Here is a 25,530-nt window from a genome sequence, read left to right on the forward strand (position 1 = left end):
CGGATTACGCGACGTCGTCTATCGCTGCATCGACTCCCACACTTTCTGCAAGCGCTTGGCCGACACCGGCATCGGCGTCCTCAGTTCCTGCGCAAACAGCGACACGCGCAGTTCTTCCAGCATCCAGCGGAAATCGACCAGTTTCGGGTCGGTATTCTTGCCGGCCTGGCGGTCTTTTGCCTGGCGCAGATACGGCGCGGCGGCCGATTGCCATTCGGCCATGAGCCTGGTATCGCGGGCCGGGTCGGCGCGCAGTTTTTCCAGCCGCACGTTGATCGCTTTTAAATAACGCGGGAAATGCGACAGCTGGGTGTATTCGTTTTCCGTCAGGAAGCGTTTATGCACCAGGCCTTGCAACTGGGCCTGGATATCGGTCGCAGCCGGCGCCGGAATATTCTGCAAGCGCTTGGGCAGGCCGTGGAACTCCGTCAGCACTTGCGACAGCAGGCGCGCGATTTCATTGACCAGCAGCACCAGGCGTGACTTGCCTTCCGCCTGGCGTTTGGCGAAGGAAGCGGCGTTCAGCGGCAGCGGGTCTTGCAGGCAGGCGATGTCGATTGCCTTGTTGATGATCTGCTCGCGCAGTTCTTCCTGCGAACCCAGGGCCATGAACTGCATGCCCATCTGCTGCAGGCCCGGAATGCTTTTCTCGACGAACTTGATCTGCTCCTTCATCTGCAGCGCGAACAGCCGGCGCAGGCCGACCTTGTGCGTGCGCGCCGCCACGGTCGGATCGTCGAATACTTCCAGGTCGCAGTGCGTGCCCTTGTCGACCAGGGCCGGAAAGCCGATCAGGGTCAGCTTGCCCTGCACGATTTCGAGCAGCTCCGGCAACTCGCCAAAGGTCCAGCCGGTCAGGCCCATATGCTGGGCGACGCTATTGGCGGCTGGCGCCGGTGCTGCTGCGCCCTTGGCAGGCGCCTGCGCCTGCGATTGCAAGCGCGCGGCCACCTGGCTGCCGGCCACCTTGGCGCCGGGCGTAGCCGTACCGGCAACCCCCGATACCTCGGCCAGCTTCTGGAAACTCTGGCGCGCCTGGCCGCCGAATTCGGCCTGCAAGGTGGCCAGGTTGCGGCCCATGTCCAGCTGGCGGCCATGCTCGTCGATCACCTTGAAATTCATGAAGTGATGGGCAGGCAGGGTTTCCGGCTTGAAGTCGGTGGTCAGCACATTGATGGTGATCTGCGTGCGGATGTCCGCGATAATGGCGTCGACCAGGTCACCACGGCCAAATACGCCGGCCTCGTGCACGCGCTCGCAGAATTTCGCGGCATAGTCGGGCAGCGGCACGCAGTGGCGGCGCAGCTTTTGCGGCAAGGATTTCAACAGCAGATGCACTTTTTCCTTCAGCATGCCCGGCACCAGCCATTCGCAGCGCTCGCGCGGCAACTGGTTCAGCGCGTACAGCGGCACACTCAAGGTGACGCCATCGCGCACGCTGCCCGGCTCGAAGTGGTAGGTCAGGCCCATTTCCAGGCCCGTCACCGACATGGTTTTCGGGAACAGATCGGTGGTCACGCCGGCCGCCTCGTGGCGCATCAGCTCTTCGCGGTTCAGATACAGCAGCTTCGGGTTGTCGCGCGTGGCCTCCTTGTGCCACTTCTCGAAGCCGGCGCCATTGCATACCTCGGCCGGCAGCAGCTGGTCGTAAAAGGCGGCGATCAGTTCATCATCGACCAGCACGTCGAGGCGACGCGACTTGTGCTCAAGGTTTTCAATATCCTTGATCAGCTTGTGGTTGTGCGCAAAGAACGGCGCGCGCGTGTCGAAGTCGCCGCCCACCAGCGCGTCGCGGATAAATATTTCGCGCGCTTCCGGCAGGTTGAAATTGCCATAATTGATGCGGCGCTGGCTGTACACCACCAGGCCATACAGCGTAGCGCGCTCCGATGCGGTGACCTGTGCCGAACGTTTTTCCCAGCGCGGCTCGCCCCACGATTTTTTCAGCAGGTGCACGCCGACTTTTTCCAGCCACTCGGGTTCGATCTTGGCCACGCAGCGCGCGTACAAGCGCGTGGTGTCGACCAGTTCGGCCGCCATGATCCACTTGCCCGGCTTTTTCAGCAGTGAAGAACCAGGCCAGATATGGAACTTGATGCCGCGCGCGCCAAGATAGCCAGCGCCCGGTTCGTCCTCGCCCTTGAAGCCGATATTGCCCAGCAAACCGGTCAGCAAGGCCATATGCAGGTTGTCATACGTGGCCGGTGCCTCGTTCAGGCGCCAGCCCTGCTCCTTGACGATGGTCAGCAATTGCGAGTGCACGTCGCGCCACTCGCGCAGGCGCATCTGCGACAGGAAATTGCTGCGGCAGTTGTCCTGCAGCTGGCGGTTGGTTTTCTTGTGCTCGATGGCCGCTTCGAACCAGCGCCAGATTTTCAGGTAGCTGAGGAACTCCGATTTTTCATCGGCGAACTTCTTGTGCGCTTCATCGGCCGCCTGCTGGTGCTCCATCGGCCGGTCGCGCGGGTCCTGCACCGACAGCGCGGACGCCACGATCAGCACTTCGCTCAAGCAGGCGTTGTCCAGCGCAGCGAGGATCATGCGGCCGACGCGCGGGTCGAGCGGCAGCTTGGCCAGCTTGTTGCCCAAAGGCGTGAGTTTATTGACGTCATCGACGGCGCCCAGTTCCTGCAGCAGCTGGTAGCCGTCGGCAATCGCGCGCGCCAGCGGCGGCTCGATAAACGGGAAGGTTTCCACGTCCGTCAGGTGCAAGGATTTCATGCGCAAAATGACGGCCGCCAGCGAGGAGCGCAGGATTTCGGGTTCCGTGAATTTGGGGCGCAGCAGATAATCCTGCTCTTCATACAGGCGGATGCAGACGCCGTCGGCCACGCGGCCGCAACGCCCGGCGCGCTGGTTGGCGGCCGACTGCGCGATCGGCTCGACCTGCAACTGTTCGACTTTATTGCGGTAGCTGTAGCGTTTCACGCGCGCCAGGCCCGCATCGACCACATAGCGGATGCCGGGCACCGTCAGCGAGGTTTCGGCCACGTTGGTGGCCAGCACGATGCGGCGTGCATTGCTGGTCTTGAAGACGCGCTCCTGCTCTTCGGCCGACAGGCGTGCGAACAGCGGCAGGATTTCCACATGCGGCGGATGGTGCTTGCGCAGCGCTTCGGCGCAGTCGCGGATCTCGCGCTCGCCGGGCAAAAATACCAGCACGTCGCCCGAACCGATACGGCACAGTTCTTCCACGCCATCGACGACGGCGTCCATCAGGTCGCGCTTTTCGCGCGCGGCGGCGGTGCGCTGGCCCGGTTTGTCGGGATTCGCGGCACCGGGCATCGCCACCTGTTCGCGCTCGACCGGACGGTAGCGCACTTCCACCTGGTACAAACGGCCCGACACTTCGATCACGGGCGCCGGTTTTTCAGGCGAGCCGAAATGGCGTGCAAAACGTTCCGCATCGATGGTGGCCGAGGTGATAATGATTTTCAGGTCGGGCCGGCGCGGCAGCAGTTGCTTCAGATAGCCGAGCAGGAAATCGATGTTCAGGCTGCGTTCGTGCGCCTCATCGATAATGATGGTGTCGTAGTTTTTCAGCAGCGGATCAGTCTGTGTCTCGGCCAGCAAAATACCGTCCGTCATCAGCTTGACGGACGCGCCCTTTGTCAGCGTATCGGCAAAGCGGACCTTGAAACCGACGGTTTCGCCCAGCGGCGTACCGAGTTCCTGCGCGATGCGCTTGGCGGTCGACGAGGCGGCAATCCGGCGCGGCTGGGTGTGGCCGATCAGGCCCTTCTGGCCGCGCCCCAACTCCAGGCAGATCTTCGGCAGCTGGGTGGTCTTGCCCGAACCCGTTTCGCCGGAAACGATGATCACCTGGTTTTCCTGCAGCGCCTTGGCGATCTCTGCGCGCCGGCCCGAGACCGGCAAGTCTTCCGGGTACGTGATCACAGGCAGCGGATTGCGGAAGGTTTTTTCCGTCTCGCGCGTGGCGCGGGCGGCATCGCGCGCGACGTGGGCGGCATCGCGCGCGATGCGGCCTTGCGCAGCCTGGCGGCTGGCGGGCGCACGCTGGCGAGCGTCCGGATTGGGCACATTCGCAACAGTGGAAGGGGGGGAAGACTTATTGCTGGCTGAAGACATTGTTTTTTTACGGGTTTTTTAGGCGCGCACATCGCGCAGCGAATTATAATGCGCTTAATGGAAAACCCTATTCAATTCGTCCAATGGCTGCGCTCCGTCGCGCCCTATATCCACGCCTTTCGCGGCAAGACCTTCGTGGTCGGCTTTCCCGGTGAGCTCGTCAGCGCCGGCGCGCTGCAGGTGCTGGCCCACGACCTCTCGCTGCTGCATGCGCTCGATATCAATGTCACCGTGGTTTACGGCTCGCGTCCGCAGGTAGCCGAACAGCTGGCGCTGCGTAATGTCGAAGGCCGTTTTCACAACGGCGTGCGCATTACCGACATCGCCGCGCTCGAATGCGCCAAGGAAGCGGCTGGCGAATTGCGCCTCGATATCGAGGCCGCCTTCAGCCAGGGCCTGCCGAATACGCCGATGTCGAACGCAGCGATCCGTATTATTTCAGGCAACTTCATCACGGCGCGCCCGCTGGGCGTGATCGATGGCGTGGACCTGGAACTGACCGGCATCACGCGCAAGGTCGACGCCGAAACCATCCACTCCATCCTCGGTTCCGACGGCCTGGTGCTGCTGTCGCCGCTGGGCTTTTCACCGACCGGCGAAGCGTTCAACCTGACCATGGAAGACGTGGCCTGCAGCGCAGCGATCGCCCTGCATGCCGACAAGCTGATCTTCATTACCGAAACGCCGATGATGGCGGACGTCGCTGGCGTGGAAATTCGCGAGCTGTCCTCGCACCAGGCCGAAGCCGTGCTGATGGCGGGCTTTTTGCCGGACGCCACCGCCTTCTACCTGAAACACTGCGTGAAGGCCTGCCATAACGGCGTTGACCGCTCGCATATCGTGCCGTTCACGATGGACGGCTCGGCCCTGCTGGAATTGTTTACCCACGATGGCGTGGGCACCATGATCAGCCATGAAAACCTGGAAAGCCTGCGCCAGGCCACCATCGAAGACGTCGGCGGCATCATCAAGCTGATCGAACCGATGGAAGCGGACGGCACACTGGTCAAACGGGGCCGCGAACTGATCGAACGCGAAATCGATTATTTCTCCGTCATCGAGCACGATGGCGTGATTTTCGGCTGCGCCGCGCTGTACCCGTTCCCGGCCGAGAAAATGGCCGAAATGGCCTGCCTGATCGTCAACCCCGAAGTGCAAACCCAGGGCGACGGCGAGCGTATCCTCAAGCATATGGAAAACCGCGCCCGCGCCGCCGGCCTGACCAAGCTGTTCGTGCTGACCACGCGCACTTCGCACTGGTTCAAGAAACGGGGCTTTTTGCCAGCCACCGTGGATGACCTGCCGAAGGATCGCCAGCATATGTATAACTGGCAGCGCAAGTCGCAAGTGTTGATCAAGACCTTGTAATTAAACTCGAAGAAATGGCCGCTCTGCCTTGCGCACGGCGGCCATTTTTATTGGACGACTCTTCCCATTACGGTGGAAAAGCCTTCGGCGGAACCAAAGACATGCTCCTTCCCCTGGGCGACCAGGATGGCATCGGCCAGTTCGCGGAAGGCGCCCTTGCCGCCTTCTTTCACCAACACAGCGCTGGCGCGCGCCTGCACGTAGACGGGGGCGTCGGCCACCGCATACGACAGGCCGCAGGCGGCAAATGCGGGCAGGTCGATGCTGTCGTCGCCGATGCAGACGGTCTGGTTCACTTCCACGCCCGCTTGCGCCATCAGCTCGCGGCAGGCGGCATGCTTGTCTTTCACGCCAAACTGGTACAGGGTGATGCCAAGATCTGCCACGCGCTTGCGCAAGGTAGGCGAATCTCGGCCCGACAAGACCGCCACGCGCACGCCGTTTTCTTCCAGCAGGCGCATGCCCAGGCCATCGCGCACATGGAAGCGTTTCAGGCATTCACCGGTGGCGTCGTAATAAATGCCGCCATCGGTCAGCACGCCATCGACATCGGTAATCACCAGGCGGATATCGGCCAGGGTCGGCAACGGTGCCGGCGTTTCGCCCGCCATCAGCGCACGCACCCTTGCCAGGCATTCCGGCGTATCGACGCCGGGGCCGGAAGGCGCCACCTTGAAGGCGCGGATGCGCAGGCCGGCCGCCAGCAGGCGCAGTTGTTCCAGCTTTTCCGCCTGCTCCAGCATGGCGGCCGGCAAGGCCGAATACGCGGCCAGCACTTCGCGCCGGTAGGCATACACGCCCACATGTTTCAAATACCGGGCCGGCGCATCATCGCGCGCGAACGGGATCGCCGCGCGGCTGAAATACAGGGCGTCGCCATTGGCGGCCAATACCACCTTGACCGTATTCGGATTGCACGCCTCGGCAGCATCGATGTCATGGCACAAGGTACCGACCTGCACCGAACTGTCCGCGCGCATGCCTTCGGCCAGCAAGGCGATATCGCCCGGCCGCACCAAGGGCTCGTCGCCCTGCAGGTTGATATAGATGTCGGCATCCACCGTCTGCATCACTTCCGCCAGGCGGTCGGTGCCGGATGGGTGGTCAGGCGAGGTCATCACGCAGCGCCCACCAAAGCCGCGCACGGCGTCCAGCACGCGCGCGTCATCGGTGGCCACCACCACCGTGTCGACACCGGGCACTTGCAGCGCCCGTTCATACACATGCTGCACCATCGGTTTGCCGAGAATCTCAAGCAGCGGCTTGCCGGGCAGGCGCGTGGAGGCATAGCGGGCCGGAATGACGATGGCCAGGCGCGGGTTCAATTTACCGTTTTCCATTAATTGATATTGAGTGCAGGGAAAGACTTGACCAGGTCGTCCAGCGCTTTCAATTGCGTCAGGAACGGTTCGAGCTTATCGAGCGGCAAGGCGCTCGGGCCATCGCAGCGCGCGTTGTCAGGATCGGGATGGGATTCCAGGAACAGGCCGCCGATGCCGACGGCCAGGCCGGCGCGGGCCAGGTCGGCCACTTGCTGGCGGCGGCCACCGGAGGCGGCGCCACCGGGGTCGCGCTGCTGCAGGGCATGGGTGACGTCAAAAATGATCGGCAGATCGTTGCAGGTGCGCTTCATCACGCCAAAGCCCAGCATGTCGACCACCAGGTTGTCGTAGCCCAGGCAAGTGCCGCGATCGCACAGGATCAGCTGTTCATTGCCCGCTTCCTTGAATTTTTCAACGATATTGGCCATCTGGCCAGGGCTCAGGAATTGCGGCTTCTTGATGTTGATCACCTTGCCGGTCTTGGCCAGGGCCACCACCAAGTCAGTCTGGCGCGCCAGGAAGGCCGGCAGTTGCAAGACGTCGACAACTTCGGCGACCTGCTGCGCCTGCCATGGCTCATGCACGTCGGTAATGATGGGCACGTCAAACGCCGCCTTGACGTCCTGGAAAATGCGCATGCCCTCTTCCAGCCCCGGACCACGGTAGGAGTGGATAGACGAGCGGTTGGCCTTGTCGAAGCTGGCCTTGAAAATATAGGGGATGCCGAGTTTTTGCGTGACGCGCACATATTCTTCGCAGGCGCGCAGCGCGAGATCGCGCGATTCGAGCACGTTGATGCCGCCAAACAGCACAAACTTGCCTTCATTGCTGACACTGATGTCCTTGACTTTGACCGAGACCATAGGGGATTCCATTCTTGTTGGGCGGGCAGGCCGCGTGGTTGAGGCAAGCGTGATTGATGCAATACTTGCGCAAGATCGCACTTGCGCGACAACACATCTTACTAGCTGGGGCGGCACAGATCAAATTTGATCTGGCGCAAGGGCGATCAACAAGCCGCGCTGCCGGCCGGGCATGGCTACCGGTAGCGCCGCGCAAAGTGCCTTATAATCACGCTTTATCTTTACACCGATTCAGGAGCACAGATGGCCCGCACTATCCATTGCGTCAAACTCAACAAGGAAGCCGAAGGACTGGACTTCCCGCCGTACCCGGGCGAACTGGGCAAGAAAATTTACGAATCGGTGTCGAAAGAAGCCTGGGCTGCCTGGCTCAAGCACCAGACCATGCTGGTCAATGAAAACCGTCTGAACCTGGCCGACGCGCGCGCCCGCAAATACCTGGCCACGCAGATGGAAAAGCACTTCTTCGGTGACGGCGCCGATGCCGCCATGGGTTACGTGCCGCCAACGGAATAAGTTGCATACCGGCCCGTGACCCGTCACGGGCCGTTCCACGCCATCCCCAGCCGTTTCACGGCATCCCTCCTTCGTTTCGTCGCAGTCCACTCGCCGCCCACGCCGCTTGCAGGCAAAGTGTCTCCATCGACAACGACTTTCCAAGGCGGACACCATGCAACAGCTCTTCAGCCACACTCCCCTCTACGTCTGGGCCATCCTGGCTTTTCTCGTGTATCGCGGCGTGCTGGCCAGCCGTGCGCGCGAAGTAACCTTGCGCAAACTGTGCATCATTCCGCTGGTCATGCTGGCCCTGTCGCTGTCCGGCGTGCATGGCAGCTTCGGTTTTGACGGCATCGCACCATACGCCTGGGCCGCCGGTGCGCTGGCCGGTGGCCTGCTCGCCTGGTCGCTGACCAGCCCAAGCAAGCTGACCGCCCACCCTGAGCGTGGCACGATGGAGCTGGCCGGCAGCTGGCTGCCTTTGGCTTTGATGCTGGGAATCTTTTGCATGAAGTATGCGGTGGCGGTCAGCCTGGCGATCCATCCGGCCTATGCCCATGTGACGGGTTTCGTGCTGACTGTCTGCCTGCTGTACGGCGTTTTCAGCGGCATCTTCCTCGGTGGCTTGCTGCGTACGCTGGCAGTGTACCGGGCGGCGCACATGACAAGCGGCCCGCAGGGGGCCGCTGTTTAAGTTCAAGACAGCGCTGGCGATCAGTAAGCCAGCGTACGCACGCCTTCAGGCGTGCCCAGCAAGCAAACATTGGCGCCGCGTGCAGCAAACAAGCCCACGGCGATCACACCGACGATCTGGTTGATCTGCTGCTCCAGCGCCACCGGATCAAGAATCTGCAAGCCCAGGACGTCGATGATTTCGCCGCCGTTGTCAGTGATAAAGGCTTCATCGCTATTTGGCTTGAGGCGCAGACGCGGCGTGCCGCCCAGTGCAGCCAGCTGGCGCGAGACGGCGGCGCGCGCCATCGGCACCACTTCCACCGGCAGCGGGAAGGCGCCCAGGGTCTCGACCAGCTTGGAGCCGTCGGCGATGCAGACGAACTGTTTCGCTACCGACGCCACGATTTTTTCGCGCGTCAGGGCCGCGCCACCGCCCTTGATCATGGCGCCGCCAGCCGTGATTTCATCGGCGCCATCGATATACACGGCAATCTCGCTCACATCGTTCAGGTCGAACACGGCGATGCCGTGGCCGGCCAGGCGGGCGGCCGTCGCTTCGGACGAGGCAACCGCGCCCTTGATGCTGTCCTTGATACTGGCCAGTTCATCGATGAAAAAATTGGCGGTCGAGCCGGTACCGACACCGATGATTTCGCCTTTTACAACATAATCAATCGCGGTGCGGGCTACGGCTTGTTTCAATTCGTCTTGGGTCATGGCGGGAACGCTGAAGTGGAAGTGGAAGTGGAAGTGGCGCTATTTTACTGGATCGCCAGGCCGCCAGGCAGGGCCACGGGCGGCGGCGCAACAGCCGGCAGGCGGGCAAAGATGAAAATTTTTGCCCCAAAGCAATTCTGATGCCAAATTATGGGTTGCCCAGGCAATGTATGCGAAAATGTCAGATTGACCGAAATAACGCTTCAGGAATAGTAAATGGCTCACAGTAAACAGGTACTTGTTGTCGATGACAGCCGGGTTTCACGTTTGATGGCGCATCAGTTCATTCTCAGCAAACATGCCGACTGGCAGATCACTGAAGCGGCCACGGGCGAGGAAGCGCTGGAAAAAGTCAAGGCGCTCAATCCTTACCTGATCCTGCTGGACGTCAATATGCCGGGCATGGGTGGCCTGGCAACCGCCGAACAGTTGCGCGCCCTGTATCCGCAGACCCATATCTTCCTGGTGACGGCGAATGTGCAAAATGCCATCCGCAACCGTGCCAGCGAATTGAAAGTGGGCTTCATGGAAAAGCCCATCACGGAAGTGCGCATCCACGCGCTGATCGATACGCTGGACGCGTGAGCATGGTCAACCTGTCCGAACTGGAAAACGACGCACTGGTCGAAATCTTCAATATCGGCGTGGGCCACGCGGCGGCCTCCATGAGCGAGATCGTCAACGAGGAAGTGGCCATGTCGGTGCCCTCGATTACCTTCCTGAACCGCGCCGATGCGGCTACCCTGCTGGGCAACAAGCGCGACGGCGACCGCATCTGTGGCGTCAGCCAGCATTACGACGGCGCGTTCGCCACCGAAGCCATATTAATGTTTCCGGAAGACAAAAGCCTGGAAATCGTGCGCCTGATGGTGGGCGACAGCATGCCGCTCGAGCAGTTGACGGAAATGGAACAGGAGGCGATGAGCGAAATTGGCAATATCATCCTCAATTCCTGCGTGGGCACCCTGGCCAACCTGTTCGACAGCGAGCTGCACGGCTCCCTGCCCGTCTACCATGTGGGCACCAGCACGGAAATCCTGTCCGTCTTCGGCGAACACGGCGACGACGTGGTGCTGATGCTGCATATCGACTTCGTGCTGGCCAAGCACCAGATCCACGGCTATGTGGCCTTTGTGCTGGACCTGTCCGCCTTGCACGACCTGAAAGAACAGGTCAACCGCTACCTGGCCAAGGTCTTTGGACCGGCGTGAGTACCATGGCTGACACCTTGCAGCGCTTGACCCTGCTCGAAAGCATACTCGGTGCCGTCAATCTGGGCGCCATCGTGCTCGACGAGAACCGCAGCATCGTGCTGTGGAACCGCTGGCTGGAGCGCCACTCAGGCTGGAAAGCCGACAGCGTGCTGGGCCACGATTTTTTCGAGGTGTTCCCGGAACTGCAGCAAAAGCGCATCGAATCGGCCATCACCCAGGCCCTGCGCGACAACTTCCAGTCGCTGCTGTCGCAATCGCTGCACAAGTCACCATTCCCGCTGTACCCGCAGGCGGCGGTGAGCAGCGAAGGCCGCGAGCGCATGCAGCAGGCGGTGGCCGTCACGCCCATCAGCCTGCCCGATGCACCACGCCATTGCCTGATCCAGATTACCGATGTGACCATCGCCGTGGGCCGCGAAAAACTGTTGCGCGAGCAGACCATGGTGTTGCGCTCGCAGACCTTTTCGGACGGCCTGACAGGGGTGGCCAATCGCCGCCATTTCGACGTCGCGATCGACAAGGAAATGCGTCGCGCCAGGCGTAACGGCAGTCCGCTGTCGCTGCTGATGATCGATATCGACCACTTCAAGGACTATAACGACCAGTACGGCCACCAGCAGGGCGACGCTTGCCTGAAGCAAGTGGCCAGCGCGCTCGCTACCATGCTCAACCGCTCCGGCGATGTGCTGGCGCGCTACGGTGGCGAAGAGTTTGCCGCCATCCTGCCCGACACCGTACCGGCCAAGGCACTGGCCCTGGCCGAGGCGATCCGCAAGGGCGTGCGCGCCTTGTCCATCGACAACGGTCATGAAGACGGCGCGCCGCGCCATATTACCGTCAGCATCGGCGTGGCCACCCACAGTGGCACCGCGCCGCTGGACATGGACCAGCTGATCGGCGCCGCCGACCGTGCGCTGTACCAGGCCAAGGATGGCGGACGCAACCGCGTCGTCAGCAACGCCTCGCATCGCGCACCGCCTGCCTGATTATCTGCCTTGCAAGGTGAGCTGCCGCACGCAGGGCGGACGCCTCCTGTGGTCAACTCCATGACATGAACGCGGCGCGCCTGTTGCCGCCACCATTCAACCACCATGACCACGGAGCATCACATGAGCACAATGACCTTGCCGGAACTGGCAAAAAAGATGGCCGACATCGATTTTCTGATGTTGTCGACACGCGCCGAAGACGGCCAGCTGGCGGCCCGCCCGATGAGCAATAACGAGGATGTCGATTACGACGGTACTTCCTGGTACTTTACCTGGAGCGACGCGCGCATGGTCGACGATATCCGCCGCGACCCAGCCGTCGGCCTGTCCTACCAGGGCAAGGCCCATCTGTTCGGCGCGCCGCCGCTGTTTATCGCCGTCGAGGGCCAGGCCGAGCTGATCACCGACCAGCAGGCTTTTGAAGCGCACTGGGATGACAGCATGAACCGCTGGTTCAAGCAAGGACCGGCCACGCCAGGAATTATCCTGATCAAGGTGCAGGCCAGGCGCATCAATTACTGGGATGGCGAGGAAGAAGGCGAGATCACCTTGTAAGCCAGCGCTCCGGCAATAAACCGGCATTGCCGGGCGACTGCAAAAAGCCGCCCAGCACCTCGCGCAAGAACGGCAGCCTGGCTGTCATCGAGGCCAGGCCCAGCTGGGTGGCGCCAAAATAATGGGACACCAGTTCGGCCTGCTGCTCCATGTTATAGCTGGCCAAGCTCGTGCCCCGCACGCTGCTGTCGTAGCGGTAGGCGCGCTGGCGGAAATAGCCGCCGAACAGCGCCAGCAGCAAGCCATGCAAGATGCAGTTGTAGCCCAGCTGCCACTGCCACACATGCACCATCTCATGAATAAAGAACAGTTTGCCGCCGGCATCCTCGCGTGAAAAGTCAATGCGGTACTGGGCCGGCATGAAATACAGGCTGCCGCGCGGCGTCATGGCCGTGTTCTGGTCCTGCAAATTGAAGGGAAGAAAAGAGCCGCGCACCACGCGCACGCGCGTGGTGTCGATGGCGTTCTGGAAGACGCTGCGCACCATGGCGATTTCACCAGCAGTCAAGGGACGGCGAAAATCAGGCATGGATATCCTGGAAGAAAAAACGGCAAGCGCGGAAGGCTCGCCGGTGGATCACAACTTCGGCGGAGCGCCTAGGCGGAACGCAGGCCGCTGGCGGCCTTGGCGATTTCCGTAATGCGGTCCCAGTTGCCGGCCGCAATGGCGTCTTTTGGCGTCAGCCACGAGCCGCCCACGCAGACGACGTTTTTCAGTGCCAGGAACTGCGACGCCGTGTCCTGCGAAATGCCGCCGGTCGGGCAGAACGTGACGTCCGGCAGCGGGCCGTAGATGGCGTTCAGCATGCCGATGCCGCCAGCTGGCACGGCCGGGAACAACTTCAGTTGCAGGAAGCCGTTTTCACGCGCTGCCATCACTTCACCCGGGGTCATTACGCCAGGCAACAGCGGCAGGCCACTGCTTTTTGCTGCGGCAACCAGCGCGCTGGTCAAGCCAGGCGAGACGCCAAACACGGCGCCCGCATCGCGCGCTGCGGCAAATTCTTCAGGACGGGTGAGCGTGCCGACGCCTACGATGGCGCCCGGCACTTCCGACATGGCGCGGATCGCTTCCAGGCCGTGCTTGGTGCGCAAGGTCACTTCCAGCACGCGGATGCCGCCCGCCACCAGCGCGCGCGCCAGCGGTACGGCGTGTTCAGGATCGTCGATCGCAATCACGGGGATCACGCTCGAGGTACGCATAATTTCCAGGAGTGTCATGGTCATTTTATTTCCTTGCCAAAAAGTCTTCATCGGAGCCCGGCACAGTATCGCCGACATTCTCGCCTTCGTGCAAGGGCACGGTGGTAGGAATCGGCGACGGCAGGCCAAACGTGGTGGCGCCCTCTTCCGCCGCGCTGACGGTGGAGCGGAACATCGAAAACAATTCGCGGCCCATGCCGATATGGCCGGGCGACAAATCAGTGGTGACAGGCGAACGTGCATGCCATACGTCAGCCGGTACCAGTGCTTCGAGCACGCCGGTAAACGCATCGAGACGGATCACGTCGCCGTCGCGCACCAGGCCCAGAGGGCCGCCAGCGAGGATCTCGGGCGAGACGTGGATGGCGGCAGGCACCTTGCCCGATGCACCCGACATGCGGCCATCGGTGACCAGCGCCACATGGCGGCCGGCGTCCTGCAGGTTGGCCAGCGCCGGCGTCAGTGCGTGCAGTTCCGGCATGCCGTTGGCGCGCGGCCCCTGGAAGCGCAGCACGGCAACGAAATCGCGGTCCAGCGTGCCGGCCTTGTAGGCGGCCATGAAATCTTCCTGCGAATTGAAGACGATCGCCGGCGCTTCGACGGTGCGGTGCTCGGGCTTGACAGCCGATACTTTCATCACCGCGCGACCCAGATTGCCGGCCACCAGCACCATGCCGCCGTCCGGCGCGAACGGGTTCGAGGCCGGGCGCAGCACGCTTTCGTCGGCGCTCGCGGCAGGGGCATCTTTCCAGAAGACCTTGCCGTCTTCGCCGAGGAAGGGCTCCATGCAGTGCGCGCGCAAGCCATGGCCGAGGATGGTGTTGACGTCTTCGTGCAGCAGGCCCGCGTCCAGCAGTTCGCGGATCAGGTAGCCGGTGCCGCCAGCGGCGTGGAAATGGTTCACGTCGGCGTCGCCGTTCGGATAGATGCGCGTCAACATCGGCACGATGGCCGACAGCTCATTGAAGTCATTCCAGTCGATCACGATGCCGGCCGCCTTGGCAATCGCCACCAGGTGCAGGGTGTGATTGGTCGAGCCGCCCGTGGCCAGCAAGCCAACCACGGCGTTGACGATACATTTCTCGTCGACGATATGGCCAACCGGCAAGTAGCTGCCGCTTTGCGCCGTGATCACGGCGGCGCGCTGGGCTGCGGCGGCGGTCAGGGCATCGCGCAGCGGCGTGTTCGGCGTAATAAAGGCGGCGCCCGGCAGGTGCAGGCCCATGACTTCCATCAGCATCTGGTTGCTGTTCGCGGTACCGTAAAAGGTACAGGTGCCGGCGCCGTGGTAGGCTTTCGACTCGCCTTCGAGCAAGTCTTCACGCGTTGCCTTGCCTTGCGCATACAGCTGGCGCACCTGGGCTTTTTCCTTGTTCGACAGGCCCGACGTCATCGGGCCGGCCGGCACGAACACGGCCGGCAAGTGGCCGAAGTGCAGCGCACCGATCAGCAGGCCCGGCACGATCTTGTCGCACACGCCCAGGTACAGCGCCGAGTCGAACATATTGTGCGACAGCGCCACGGCGGTCGACATGGCGATGGTGTCGCGCGAAAACAGCGACAATTCCATGCCTGGCTGGCCTTGTGTCACGCCATCACACATGGCAGGCACGCCACCGGCGAACTGCGCCACCGCACCCACTTCGCGCACGGCCTCTTTGATAATCTGCGGAAAACCTTCGAACGGCTGGTGCGCCGACAGCATGTCGTTGTACGACGAAACGATGGCCACCGACGGCTTTTTGTATTCCCTCAGCGACAGCTTGTCGTTGGCCGGAAACGCGGCAAAGCCATGCGCCAGGTTGGTACACGACAGCGCGCCGCGCTGTACGCCCTGGATGCGAGCCGCGTCCAGGTGCGTCAGATAGGCGCCGCGCGAGGGCCGGCTGCGCGCGATAATGCGCGCTGTTACGGATTCGACTACTGGATGCAGCGCCATGATGGATTCCTTAAAAAGTATTTTGTGAAATTTTACTACAAAATGGATGAGCAGAAGCACTTTTGCTTGGGCCAACGCCGTAAATATGCCATTTTTTTGCCGCTTTTCAATGCGTCCACGCCAAGCACCACCTTTGCGGACACACCACCTCCATCGCCTGATTCAGTGGCCAATCGCGCTGAAAAAAACACGATGGCGCCGAACCGGCGATACAAAGTGTAGTGAATTTACTTTTTTCTGATGTATTATTCTCATATCATCGCCGGCAGCGCATGTTTCAGGCGCGCCGCACTTCCTTATAACCGAGACCAGTATCCAGCCGACCGCCATGTCCACTCCCGCCCTCACCGCCTTGACCAGTTTCCAACAATTGCAGGCCCACAGCGCCAGCATGCGCGACGTGCACCTGCGCCAGCTGTTTGCCGGCAACCCGCAGCGCTTTGCGCAAATGACCATCGACGCCGCCGGCCTGCTGCTCGACTACTCGAAGAACCGGGTCGATGCGACCAGCATGGCCTTGCTGATGGACCTGGCGCGCGAACGCGGCGTCGAAGCGCAGCGCGAAGCGATGTTCGCCGGCGAGAAAATCAATCTTACCGAACATCGGGCCGTTCTGCATACTGCCTTGCGTGCGCCGCGCGGCACCAGGCTGGTGGTCGACGGCCAGGATATCGACTTTGATGTGCACGATGTATTGCAACGTGTGAAAGCATTTACCGACAAGGTGCGCAACGGCAGCTGGTTGGGTTACACCGGCAAGCCGATTTCCGACGTCGTCAATATCGGCATCGGCGGCTCCGACCTGGGTCCGAAAATGGCCTGCCTGGCGCTGCGCTCCTACGCCAACCCGGGCCTGGAAATGCATTTCGTGTCGAACGTTGACGGCCACGACATGGAAGCGACCCTGTCGAAAGTCGATCCGGAAACGACCTTGTTTATCGTTGCCTCGAAAACCTTTGTCACAGCCGAAACCATGCTCAACGCCAATACGGCGCGCGCCTGGTTCCTGCTGGAAGGCGAGGAAAAAGACCTGGCCAGGCACTTCGTGGCAGTCTCCACCAACGCGGCGGCCATCGTCGAGTTCGGCATTGATCCGGCCAATATGTTCCCGTTCTGGGACTGGGTCGGCGGACGCTATTCGGTCTGGTCATCGATCGGCCTGGCCGTGGCGCTGGCCGTCGGTTTCGAATACTTCAGCGATTTCCTCGCTGGCGCGCATGCGATGGACCAGCATTTCCGCACCGCGCCCTTGGCCCAGAACATGCCGGTGGTACTGGCCATGGTGGGCTTCTGGAATCGCCAGTTCCTCGATTGCGGCTCCGTCTCGATCGCACCGTACCACCAGGACCTGTCGCGCTTTGCCGCCTACCTGCAACAGCTGGACATGGAAAGCAATGGCAAGCGCGTCACCAAGGACGGCGAGCCGGTCGGCGTGCCAACCGGCCCCGTGATCTGGGGCGATTGCGGCACCAACGCCCAGCACGCCTACTTCCAGTTGCTGCACCAGGGCACCGACATCACGCCGATCGACTTTATCGCCGCGCTGCGCGCCACGCACGACCTGCCGGGCCACCATGACGCCCTGCTGGCCAACTGCTTTGCGCAGTCGGAAGCGTTTATGACCGGCAAGACAGGCGAGGAAGTGCGGCTTGATCTGCAGGCGCAAGGCTTGCCTGCCGATCAAATCGAAGCACTGGTGCCGCACAAGACATTCCCGGGCAACCGTCCGAGCAACACCATTCTGATGGATCAACTGACACCATCGACCCTGGGCGCGCTGATCGCCCTGTACGAACACAAAACTTTCGTGCAAGGCGTGCTGTGGAACGTCAACAGTTTTGACCAATGGGGCGTGGAACTGGGCAAGGTACTGGCCAAGAAAATCCAGTCGGAACTGACCGGCCAGGCGCAGCCGGAACTGCACGACAGCTCGACCAATGGCCTGATTTCACTTGCACGCGCCGCCAAGGCAGCCTACTAAAACATGAATATTTACGAAATCAAGGTCGTCAGCGATCAAGCGATGCAAGTGGGTGAATGCCCCTTGTGGCACCAGCAGGAAGCAGCCCTGTACTGGGTCGATATCGACGGACGCGCCGTGCATCGCCTGCATCCGGATAGCGGCAAGCACAGCAAATGGGAGATGCCGACCGAACCATCGGCGCTGGCCATTAATGCCGGCGGCGGCCTGATCGTGGCGCTGCGCAGCGGCTTCGCGCATCTCGATACGAACACAGGCAGCCTGGCGCACATCGCGCCGGCGCCATTCGACATGGCCACCACCCGCTTCAACGATGGCAAGGTCGACCCGGCGGGCCGTTTCTGGGTCGGCACGATTTTTGAGCCGCGCAATGCGGATGCGGCGGAAATGTTTGTGCTGGAAAAGGGTCAGGTACGCAAGGTCTGGTCGGGCGGCATGACGGTGTCGAATGGCCTGGGTTTTTCACCGGACCAGCGCACCATGTACCACTCGGACACCACCACCCACCGCATCGACCGCTTCGACTTCGATGCGGCCACCGGCGCCATTTCCGCGCCGCAACCTTTTCAGCGCTTTTCCACCGACAAAAAGGCGGCCGACTACGGCGGGCGCCCGGACGGTGCTGCGGTCGACAGCGAAGGCAATTACTGGTCAGCCATGTTCGAAGGCGGCAAGATCCTGCGCTTCGCACCCGATGGCAAGTTGCTCGGGGAAATCACGGTGCCGGCCCGTTGCCCGACCATGGTGACCTTCGGCGGCGCCGACCTGCGCACCTTGTATATCACCACCGCCAGCCATAACCGCTCGAAGGAAGAGATTGCCAACTACCCGTTGACCGGCTACGTGCTGTCGGTGCGGGTGGATGTGGCGGGGCAGCCGGAAACGGCTTACCAGGCGTAAGAGTAACGGGGTCAGCCCCTCAATGCCGCTAACGCAAAAGTCATTGCTAACGGGCGAGGGGGTCTGACCCCAGCCTTTGGAGGTTGGGTTGAGTTACCTCGAAAGCACCTTGCGTATCGTCTCTGCCAGCTCGGCCGCCACGAACTTGGCCACATAGCCATCTGCGCCCACGCCCTTGACGTGATCTTCGTTGGTCGAACCGGTCAGCGACGAATGGATCACCACCGGAATCGACGAGAAGCGGCCATCGTTCTTGATATTGCGGGTCAGGGTGAAACCGTCCATTTCCGGCATTTCCAGGTCGGTCAGCACCAGCGCGACCTTGTCTTTCGCGGTCTTGCCTTCGGTCGCCGCCTGGGCCGAGATCGCTTGCAAACGCTCCCACGCCTCCTTGCCAGTCTTGGTCATAATGAATGGCACGCCCATCGCTTCCAGGCCTTTTTCGATCAGCGACCTGGCCAGCGAGGAATCGTCGGCAGCCAGGATCACGGCGCCGGCCGGCAGGCGCACCTGCGGGCCGATGCTGGTCTTGTCGATATCGGGTTCGCCGGAAGGCAGCACATTGCGCAGGATCTGCTCGACGTCCAGCACTTGCGCCAGGCGCGTCTTGTCGGTATCGCCGTCGAGACGGGCAATGCTGGTGACCAGACCGCCACCGACGCTCGATTCGGCCGACAGCACCTGATTCCACTCCAGGCGCACGATTTCATCGACCTCTTCCACGGCAAACGCCTGCGTCGAGCGGGCGAACTCGGTCACCATCAATATCTTCAGGCCGTTGCTCTTGCAGCCGACTGCCATCGGCAGGTCGATCACCGGCACGATCTGGCCACGGATATTGACCACGCCCAGCATATGCGGATGTGAACCTGCAACGGCCGTAATGGCCGGCATTTCCATGATCTCGCGTACCTTGAACACATTGATGCCGAACAGTTCGCGGCTGGTCGAGTGGTCGCTGGCCCCTAGCCTGAACAGAAACAGTTCGAATTTATTATTGCCTGTCAGGCTGGTGCGTTCGTCGACATCTTGCTGCATTGAATTCATTATTCCCCCTGGAGCCGTCTTGTTGTGCGTAATTGAAGTCCGCCTTGCCGCATGCTTTCATGACTGAATGCCTGGTACGGTAGGTCGGAAGGCGGATTCGGGGCATGGCCGACGCTACAGCGCAGTATATTGTCGCTAACTTGCTTGTCAGCGTATTACGCCGATTATACGGTCAATTTATTTCCGGAAAGCTACTTAAATTGTTTACAAGCCTTTGCACACGCTTTTCTTGCCGATGTTGTTGCTATAGCGCAAATTCGTACGGTGAGCCTGGAAAATTTCCTTTGAAACAATGATTTTTTTGCAATTTATGTTGGTGTGGCAAGGTTAGCCGACAAGTCTATAATGCAGGAATGGCGAGACAGCGTTCAATGTAGTAAAATTTCTTGCAATTGACAGTTCTACGTAGTAAATTTACACCATGAATTTACAGTAGCATAGACTGCGGTTCACGCGGCGATACAAGCGCGGCGTTGCGCCACGGCGCTGCCAGCGATCAGCACCTTCCCGGCTCCGGCTCCTTTACTTTTGCGACGACATCATATTATGGCTCTTACCGATTTTGACCTGGTCCTGTTTGGCGGCAGCGGCGATTTAGCCATGCGTAAATTACTGCCTGCAATGTATGCGCGCGATGTCGCGAACGACCTGCCGCCAACGGCGCGCATTATCTGCGTGGGCCGCCAGGACAGCGGCCAGGACGCTTTCCTGAAAATGGTGGAAACCAATTCCCGCCCGCACATCAAGGCCAGCACCCTGAATGACGCCACGTGGAACAAGTTCTGCGCGCGCATCGTCTACGTGTCGCTCAATGCCAGCGATGCCAAGACCTATGCACCGCTGGTGGAAGTGCTGCGCGGCGACGCCAACCTGACGCGCGTGTACTACCTGGCGACGCCACCGCACCTGTTTGCGCTGATTTGCGACAACCTGGAAGAAAATGGCCTGGTGACGCCAAATTCGCGCGTCGTGCTGGAAAAACCGCTGGGCCGCGACCTGGCCAGTGCCAAGCAGATCAATGCCGAAGTGGGCAAGGTCTTCCAGGAATCGCAGATCTACCGTATCGACCATTACCTGGGTAAGGAAACCGTGCAGAACCTGATGGCTTTGCGCTTCGGCAATATCCTGTTTGAGCCACTGTGGCGCCGTGAATGGATTTCCGACGTGCAGATCACCATCGCCGAGAAACTGGGCGTGGGCAACCGCATGGGTTACTACGACACCTCGGGCGCGCTGCGCGACATGCTGCAGAACCACCTGCTGCAGCTGCTGTGCATCGTGGCGATGGAACCACCGACCTCGATCGCGCCGGACGCCGTGCGTGACGAAAAGCTGCAAGTGCTGCGCTCGCTGAAAAAATTCACGCCGACCACCCTGTCGCAAAACATCGTACGCGGCCAGTACCGTGCCGGCCATGTCGACGGCGCCACCGTGCCGAGCTACCGCGACGAGCCCGATGCGCCGCAACATTCGCGCACCGAGACCTTTGTTGCAATGAAAGCCGAAATCGACACCTGGCGCTGGGCCGGCGTGCCGTTCTACCTGCGCACCGGCAAGCGCATGGCCGACAGCCTGGCCGAAATCGTCGTGCGCTTCAAGCAGATCCCGCACTCGATCTTCAACCAGCCAACGTCGAGCTTCCAGCCGAACTGCCTGGTGATCCGCCTGCAGCCCGACGAAGGCCTGAGCCTGAACCTGATGGCCAAGACGCCGGGCGAAGGCATGCGTTTGAAACCGGCCGAACTGGAACTCGATTTCCGCGAATCGTTCAAGACCCCGCGCATGGACGCCTACGAGCGCCTGCTGCTGGACGTCCTGCGCGGCCAGCTGACCCTGTTCATGCGCGGCGACGAACTGGAAGCGGCCTGGGAATGGGTCGAACCTATCCTCGACAGCTGGGAACAGAACGACAGCGCCCCGATCCCGTACACGGCAGGTACCTGGGGCCCGGCCGCAGCGAGCGCACTGATCGGGCGTGATGGCTTGCAATGGCGTGAAGAGGCGCTTCCCGAAGACTAACTTGGAAGTGCAAGGAGCCTGGCCTTGCAAGGCCAGGCCGTTACGCAGGCGTGGAGCGGTGCTCCACGAATTCCCTGCTTCACCTTTGCCCGAAGATAGAAGATTAATTTCATGCTGCTTGACTCCATCCGCACCCAGCTCGACTCGCTCTCCAAATCGGAGAAAAAAGTCGCGCTGGCGGTGCTGGAACAGCCGAACCAGACGGTCAGCCAGAACATCACGGCGCTGGCGAAAAACGCGCAGGTGTCGGAGCCGACCGTGGTGCGTTTTTGCCGCACCCTGGGTTACGATGGCTGGCACGAGTTCAAGCTGCGCCTGGCGCAGGGCCTGGCGCTGGCCATGCCGGGAGCCAATGAGCAGCCGGCGCAGGATGACCTGGCGGCCGACCTGGTCAATAAAATCTGCAGCCGTTCGATCAATACCCTGCTCGACCTGCGCAACAACCTGAACCCGGAAGCGATACAGCGCGCGCTCGATATTTTGTCGCGCGCCAGCAAGATCGAATTCTACGGCCAGGGCACCTCGGGCATCGTGGCCGCCGATGCCCAGCACAAGTTCTTCCGCTCGGGCGTGCCGACGGTGGCCTACAGCGACCCGAATATCCACAGCATCGCGGCGGCCCTGCTGCGCGGCGGCGATGCGCTGGTCGCCATCTCGCAGCGCGGCAACAGCCCGGCGCTGGTGCGCTCGGTCAAGCTGGCGCGCCGTGGCGGCGCCGACGTGATCGTGCTGGCACCATCGGGCACGCCGCTGGCCGACCTGGCCACCGTGCTGATCCCGATCGACCTGGTGTTCAATACCGACCCCTACACGCCGATCTCGGCGCGCCTGGCTTACCTGGTGGTGATTGACGTGCTGGCCGTGGGCCTGGCGCTGCAGCGCGGGCCGGAGTTCCGCAAGAAGATGCAGAATGCGCAGAAGGCCTTGCAGGAATTTGATATGCAGTTTGATTCGTTTATAGGATAGGCAGCAGAAATCTGGGGTCAGACCCGCCGGGTCTGACCCCGGCCTTAATTACTTTCAGTATAATCTCCAGCCATGAACCAATTAGACCAACTCAAACAATTCACTACCGTGGTGGCCGATACGGGCGACTTCCAGTCGATCCAGGCCTACACGCCGCGCGACGCGACCACCAATCCTTCGCTGATCCTGAAGGCGGTGCAAAAGGACGAATACAAGCCGCTGCTGGAAAAGGCCGTGCGCGACCATCCGAACGCCTCGCCTACCGAGATTATCGACCGCCTGCTGATCGCTTTTGGCAGCGAGATTTTGCAAATTATCCCGGGCCGCGTATCGACCGAAGTCGACGCCCGCCTGTCGTTCGATGTGGAAGGCACGGTGGCCAAGGGCCGCGACCTGGTCGCCCTGTATTCGAACGCCGGGATTGAACGCGAGCGCGTGCTGATCAAGATGGCCTCGACCTGGGAAGGCATACGCGCTGCCGAGATCCTGGAAAAGGAAGGCATACGCTGCAACATGACCCTGCTGTTCTCGCTGTCGCAGGCGATCGCCTGCGCCGAGGCGGGTGCCCAGCTGATTTCGCCGTTCGTCGGCCGCATCTACGACTGGTACAAAAAATCGACCGGCATCGACTACATGGGCGCGGAAGATCCGGGCGTGCAGTCGGTCAAGCGCATCTACAACTACTACCGCAAGTTTGGCTACACCACCGAAGTGATGGGCGCGAGCTTTCGCAATACCTCGCAGATCCTGGAACTGGCCGGCTGCGACCTGCTGACCATCAGCCCGGACCTGCTGCAAAAGCTGGCCGACAGCGATGCGCAGGTAGCACGCAAGCTGAGCGCCGAAGCGGCGCCGGGCACGAATATCGTCAAGATGTCGCTCGATGAAAAATCGTTCCGCTTCATGATGAATGAAGACGCGATGGCGACCGAAAAACTGGCCGAAGGCATCCGCGCTTTCTGCGTCGATACGGGCAAGCTGAAACAGCTGATCTCGGCCCTGCGCTAAGCGGCGCGAGCATAAAAAAGCGGCGTCCGTGCATTGTACGGCGCCGCTTTTTTCATGACTGCACGATCAGGAGCAGCGGAAGGTCGCCACACCCTGGTAGTTGGCACCATTGGCCAGCACCACCTTGTAGCCGCCGATGACCAGGTAGCGGCCAGCGCCTGCATCACCGAGCGCCAGCAGGCTGCCGCTGCTGCCGCCCAGGAAACCACCGCCGATCACCGTCGATGCGGGCGCAGCCAGCAGGCCGGCACCGCTGATGCTGCCGCTGCTGCCGCCGGCGCTGGTGTTTACCGTCATCGCCAGGCTTGCACCGGTGGCACCAAACGACAAGGTGGCACTGCCGCTGGCCGTGCCGAAATAGGCGTCCTGGCCGATCACACTGCCACCAGTATAGCTCGGCGCCGTGAACGTGCCGGCGTCGCAAGTCAGGTTGCCGCTGACAGGCAGCGCCGCAACGGTCTTGTAGACGTTGTAATGGGCGCTGGCGTTATTGCCGGTCATCACGGTGGCGCCCGTGCTGCGGGTAATGGTGCCGGTGAACCAGCGCCCCTGCGCAAAGCTGGCGTCGCCGCTGATCTCGCGCGTAATGGCCGGCGTGCCCGTGAAGGCATTGCCGGAGATCTCGCTCAACGCGCCATTGGCGGCCTGGCTGACACTGGTCAGCGCGCCCGTGCTCTGGCTGGCGACGGCCAGCAGCAGATAGCGGGCGCTGGCGTTGCCAGCGAATGGGGCACTGACGCTGCCTGTGTCGCCGCTCACTGGCGTAACTGGTGTCACTGGCGCGACGGGATTGGCCGGCGTGACGGCGGCGGCGTTGTCGGAGGAAGAAGAGCCGCCACCGCACGCGCTCAGGGCAGCAGCCAATAAGGTGATGAGCAGCAAGCTGCCCGGTAACTGTTCAGGTCGTTTCATATTTCTCTTTATAAAGTCAGCTAACGTCGTGCATGACGAAAGCATGGTGTTCCGTCATTATTATCTTAAGGATAATAGTAAAAAACGCCGTTCCTCGTCGCACGCCTGACCAGGCCGCTGGCGCTACAATGGGCGGTTCCAACCAGCCACGAGCCGCACCTCATGTCGCCAAGCAAGTCCGCCATCACCATCCGCCTGGGCCGCCGCGCCCGCGCGCGCATTGCCGAACACGGTATGCGCGCGCTTGACGTCGCCATCGTGCCGGCTGCTGCGGGCGGGCCGAAGGGACTGATCCTGCACCAGCTCGACTGCTGGCTGTTCGGCGACTTCCTGCCGCAAGCACCACGCCGGCGGCAGTTCATCGGCGCCTCGATCGGCGCCTGGCGCATGGCCGCCGCCACCCTTGCCGATCCGGTTGCCGCGCAGCGCCGCCTGGTGCGCGAATACGTGGGCCAGCGCTACCCCGACAAACCCGCTTCGACCCATGTCAGCCGCACCTGCCGCGCCCTGCTGGGTGCCATGCTCGACGGCCAGGACGCGCAGTTGCTGCAGCACGCGCAGCACAGCCTGGCCGTGCTGGCGGTACGCGGCATCGGCCCTCTGGCCCGGCCCGGCGTCTGGCGCGACCGGCGCGGCTTTTTGCTGGCGGCAGCCGGCAATACGCTGGCGCGCGACCGGTTAGCCGCCTCGCTGGAACGCGTGGTGTTTCATGCGGGGCCGGACGGCGCCAGCTGGCTGCGTTCACGCTTCGACGCCTTCAATGGCCACTTCGTGCCGCTGGCGCAGGACAATCTGCGCGACGCGCTGCTGGCCTCGGGCTCGATTCCACTGGTGCTGGACGCCGTCACCGGCATCGCCGGTGCGCCGCCCGGACGCTACTGGGACGGCGGCCTGGTCGATTACCACTTGCACCTGCCCTACCAGCGCGAACCGGACCTGGTGCTGTATCCGCATTTTTCCGACCATATCGTGCCAGGCTGGCTGGACAAGGCTATGCCCTGGCGCCGCGTGCGCGGCCAGGATGCGGCGCTCGACAACCTGATCCTGGTCTCGCCCTCGCCCGCCTTTGTTGCCAGCCTGCCCAACGGCAAGCTGCCGGACCGGCGCGACTTTGCCCATTATGGCCAGGACCACGCGGCACGCATCCGCGACTGGCGCCGGGCCATCGCCGAAAGCGAGCGCATGGCTGCCGCCTTTGCGCGCTGGGCCGAGCAGCCCGACCTGCGCCAGGCGCTCGACCTGCACGCTTGAACCAAAAACAACAG

The 25,530-nt window shown here is 61.9% G+C and carries 22 protein-coding genes; 13 read left to right on the forward strand and 9 right to left on the reverse strand.

Features of this window, described 5'->3' with window-relative positions; genetic code table 11:
- Positions 1–18: 18 nt before the first annotated feature.
- Positions 19–4,089 carry an ATP-dependent RNA helicase HrpA gene (hrpA, locus tag ACQ4WM_RS06005; RefSeq protein WP_436545767.1) on the reverse strand — a complete coding sequence of 1,357 codons (4,071 nt, stop codon included), beginning with the start codon at positions 4,087–4,089 and terminating at the stop codon, positions 19–21.
- Positions 4,090–4,146: 57 nt separating this feature from the next.
- Between hrpA and argA the strand changes: the two genes are divergently transcribed.
- Positions 4,147–5,457, forward strand: coding sequence for an amino-acid N-acetyltransferase (gene argA, locus ACQ4WM_RS06010; RefSeq protein ID WP_436545768.1), 1,311 nt, complete (start codon positions 4,147–4,149; stop codon positions 5,455–5,457).
- A gap of 47 nt (positions 5,458–5,504) precedes the next feature.
- Here argA and kdsB read toward each other — a convergent pair whose 3' ends face one another.
- Together kdsB and kdsA are read right to left on the reverse strand one after the other, a co-directional pair.
- Entirely contained in the window at positions 5,505–6,782 is a 1,278-nt protein-coding gene (gene kdsB / locus ACQ4WM_RS06015) for a 3-deoxy-manno-octulosonate cytidylyltransferase (protein ID WP_436545769.1), read from the reverse strand.
- Between the two features lie 14 nt (positions 6,783–6,796).
- Positions 6,797–7,642: a 3-deoxy-8-phosphooctulonate synthase gene (gene kdsA, locus ACQ4WM_RS06020; RefSeq protein ID WP_436545770.1), complete on the reverse strand. Its 846-nt coding sequence runs from the start codon at positions 7,640–7,642 to the stop codon at positions 6,797–6,799.
- A gap of 243 nt (positions 7,643–7,885) precedes the next feature.
- Here kdsA and ACQ4WM_RS06025 point away from each other — a divergent pair, with 243 nt between their 5' ends.
- Positions 7,886–8,158: an oxidative damage protection protein gene (locus ACQ4WM_RS06025; RefSeq protein WP_065310347.1), complete on the forward strand. Its 273-nt coding sequence runs from the start codon at positions 7,886–7,888 to the stop codon at positions 8,156–8,158.
- 154 nt (positions 8,159–8,312) lie between these two features.
- Entirely contained in the window at positions 8,313–8,834 is a 522-nt protein-coding gene (locus ACQ4WM_RS06030; protein WP_436545771.1) for a DUF6622 family protein, read from the forward strand.
- 20 nt (positions 8,835–8,854) lie between these two features.
- Here the strand turns inward: ACQ4WM_RS06030 and rpiA are convergent, their stop codons facing one another.
- Entirely contained in the window at positions 8,855–9,532 is a 678-nt protein-coding gene (gene rpiA / locus ACQ4WM_RS06035; RefSeq protein ID WP_436545772.1) for a ribose-5-phosphate isomerase RpiA, read from the reverse strand.
- A gap of 216 nt (positions 9,533–9,748) precedes the next feature.
- On the opposite strand from rpiA, the gene ACQ4WM_RS06040 reads away from it, so the two are divergent.
- The 4 genes from ACQ4WM_RS06040 to ACQ4WM_RS06055 all read left to right on the forward strand — a co-directional run bounded on the left by ACQ4WM_RS06040 (position 9,749) and on the right by ACQ4WM_RS06055 (position 12,290).
- A complete protein-coding gene (locus tag ACQ4WM_RS06040) occupies positions 9,749–10,117 on the forward strand; it encodes a response regulator (RefSeq protein WP_436545773.1) in 369 nt (122 codons plus the stop codon).
- Between the two features lie 2 nt (positions 10,118–10,119).
- On the forward strand, positions 10,120–10,743 hold the full coding sequence (locus tag ACQ4WM_RS06045; RefSeq protein WP_436545774.1) for a chemotaxis protein CheC: 624 nt from the start codon (positions 10,120–10,122) through the stop codon (positions 10,741–10,743).
- 5 nt (positions 10,744–10,748) lie between these two features.
- Positions 10,749–11,732 carry a GGDEF domain-containing protein gene (locus ACQ4WM_RS06050; protein WP_436546208.1) on the forward strand — a complete coding sequence of 328 codons (984 nt, stop codon included), beginning with the start codon at positions 10,749–10,751 and terminating at the stop codon, positions 11,730–11,732.
- 123 nt (positions 11,733–11,855) lie between these two features.
- Positions 11,856–12,290 carry a pyridoxamine 5'-phosphate oxidase family protein gene (locus ACQ4WM_RS06055; protein WP_436545775.1) on the forward strand — a complete coding sequence of 145 codons (435 nt, stop codon included), beginning with the start codon at positions 11,856–11,858 and terminating at the stop codon, positions 12,288–12,290.
- On the opposite strand, the gene ACQ4WM_RS06060 is transcribed toward ACQ4WM_RS06055, so the two are convergent.
- From ACQ4WM_RS06060 to edd, 3 genes are all read right to left on the reverse strand, one after another.
- Positions 12,280–12,819 carry a Rhs element Vgr protein gene (locus ACQ4WM_RS06060; protein WP_436545776.1) on the reverse strand — a complete coding sequence of 180 codons (540 nt, stop codon included), beginning with the start codon at positions 12,817–12,819 and terminating at the stop codon, positions 12,280–12,282. The genes ACQ4WM_RS06055 and ACQ4WM_RS06060 overlap by 11 nt on opposite strands.
- A gap of 68 nt (positions 12,820–12,887) precedes the next feature.
- Entirely contained in the window at positions 12,888–13,517 is a 630-nt protein-coding gene (locus ACQ4WM_RS06065) for a bifunctional 4-hydroxy-2-oxoglutarate aldolase/2-dehydro-3-deoxy-phosphogluconate aldolase (protein ID WP_436545777.1), read from the reverse strand.
- A 1-nt stretch (position 13,518) separates the two neighbouring features.
- Positions 13,519–15,432: a phosphogluconate dehydratase gene (gene edd / locus ACQ4WM_RS06070; protein ID WP_436545778.1), complete on the reverse strand. Its 1,914-nt coding sequence runs from the start codon at positions 15,430–15,432 to the stop codon at positions 13,519–13,521.
- 328 nt (positions 15,433–15,760) lie between these two features.
- On the opposite strand from edd, the gene pgi reads away from it, so the two are divergent.
- A complete protein-coding gene (gene pgi / locus ACQ4WM_RS06075) occupies positions 15,761–17,413 on the forward strand; it encodes a glucose-6-phosphate isomerase (protein ID WP_436545779.1) in 1,653 nt (550 codons plus the stop codon).
- A gap of 3 nt (positions 17,414–17,416) precedes the next feature.
- On the forward strand, positions 17,417–18,313 hold the full coding sequence (locus ACQ4WM_RS06080; RefSeq protein WP_436545780.1) for an SMP-30/gluconolactonase/LRE family protein: 897 nt from the start codon (positions 17,417–17,419) through the stop codon (positions 18,311–18,313).
- A 93-nt stretch (positions 18,314–18,406) separates the two neighbouring features.
- Here ACQ4WM_RS06080 and ACQ4WM_RS06085 read toward each other — a convergent pair whose 3' ends face one another.
- Positions 18,407–19,360, reverse strand: coding sequence for a chemotaxis protein (locus ACQ4WM_RS06085; RefSeq protein WP_436545781.1), 954 nt, complete (start codon positions 19,358–19,360; stop codon positions 18,407–18,409).
- 546 nt (positions 19,361–19,906) lie between these two features.
- On the opposite strand from ACQ4WM_RS06085, the gene zwf reads away from it, so the two are divergent.
- The 3 genes from zwf to tal all read left to right on the forward strand — a co-directional run bounded on the left by zwf (position 19,907) and on the right by tal (position 23,353).
- A complete protein-coding gene (gene zwf, locus ACQ4WM_RS06090; RefSeq protein WP_436545782.1) occupies positions 19,907–21,379 on the forward strand; it encodes a glucose-6-phosphate dehydrogenase in 1,473 nt (490 codons plus the stop codon).
- Between the two features lie 111 nt (positions 21,380–21,490).
- Positions 21,491–22,345 (forward strand): SIS domain-containing protein, encoded by an 855-nt coding sequence (locus ACQ4WM_RS06095; RefSeq protein WP_312438326.1) that lies wholly within the window; start codon positions 21,491–21,493, stop codon positions 22,343–22,345.
- Between the two features lie 72 nt (positions 22,346–22,417).
- Positions 22,418–23,353, forward strand: a complete 936-nt coding sequence (tal, locus tag ACQ4WM_RS06100; RefSeq protein WP_436545783.1) for a transaldolase — start codon at positions 22,418–22,420, stop codon at positions 23,351–23,353.
- 66 nt (positions 23,354–23,419) lie between these two features.
- Here the strand turns inward: tal and ACQ4WM_RS06105 are convergent, their stop codons facing one another.
- On the reverse strand, positions 23,420–24,265 hold the full coding sequence (locus ACQ4WM_RS06105) for a hypothetical protein (protein ID WP_436545784.1): 846 nt from the start codon (positions 24,263–24,265) through the stop codon (positions 23,420–23,422).
- Positions 24,266–24,427: 162 nt separating this feature from the next.
- On the opposite strand from ACQ4WM_RS06105, the gene ACQ4WM_RS06110 reads away from it, so the two are divergent.
- Complete coding sequence (locus tag ACQ4WM_RS06110) at positions 24,428–25,516, forward strand: patatin-like phospholipase family protein (RefSeq protein WP_436545785.1); 1,089 nt, start codon at positions 24,428–24,430, stop codon at positions 25,514–25,516.
- Positions 25,517–25,530: the final 14 nt, after the last annotated feature.

This window comes from Janthinobacterium longum (assembly GCF_051380735.1).
In the GTDB taxonomy this organism is placed as follows: domain Bacteria; phylum Pseudomonadota; class Gammaproteobacteria; order Burkholderiales; family Burkholderiaceae_D; genus Janthinobacterium.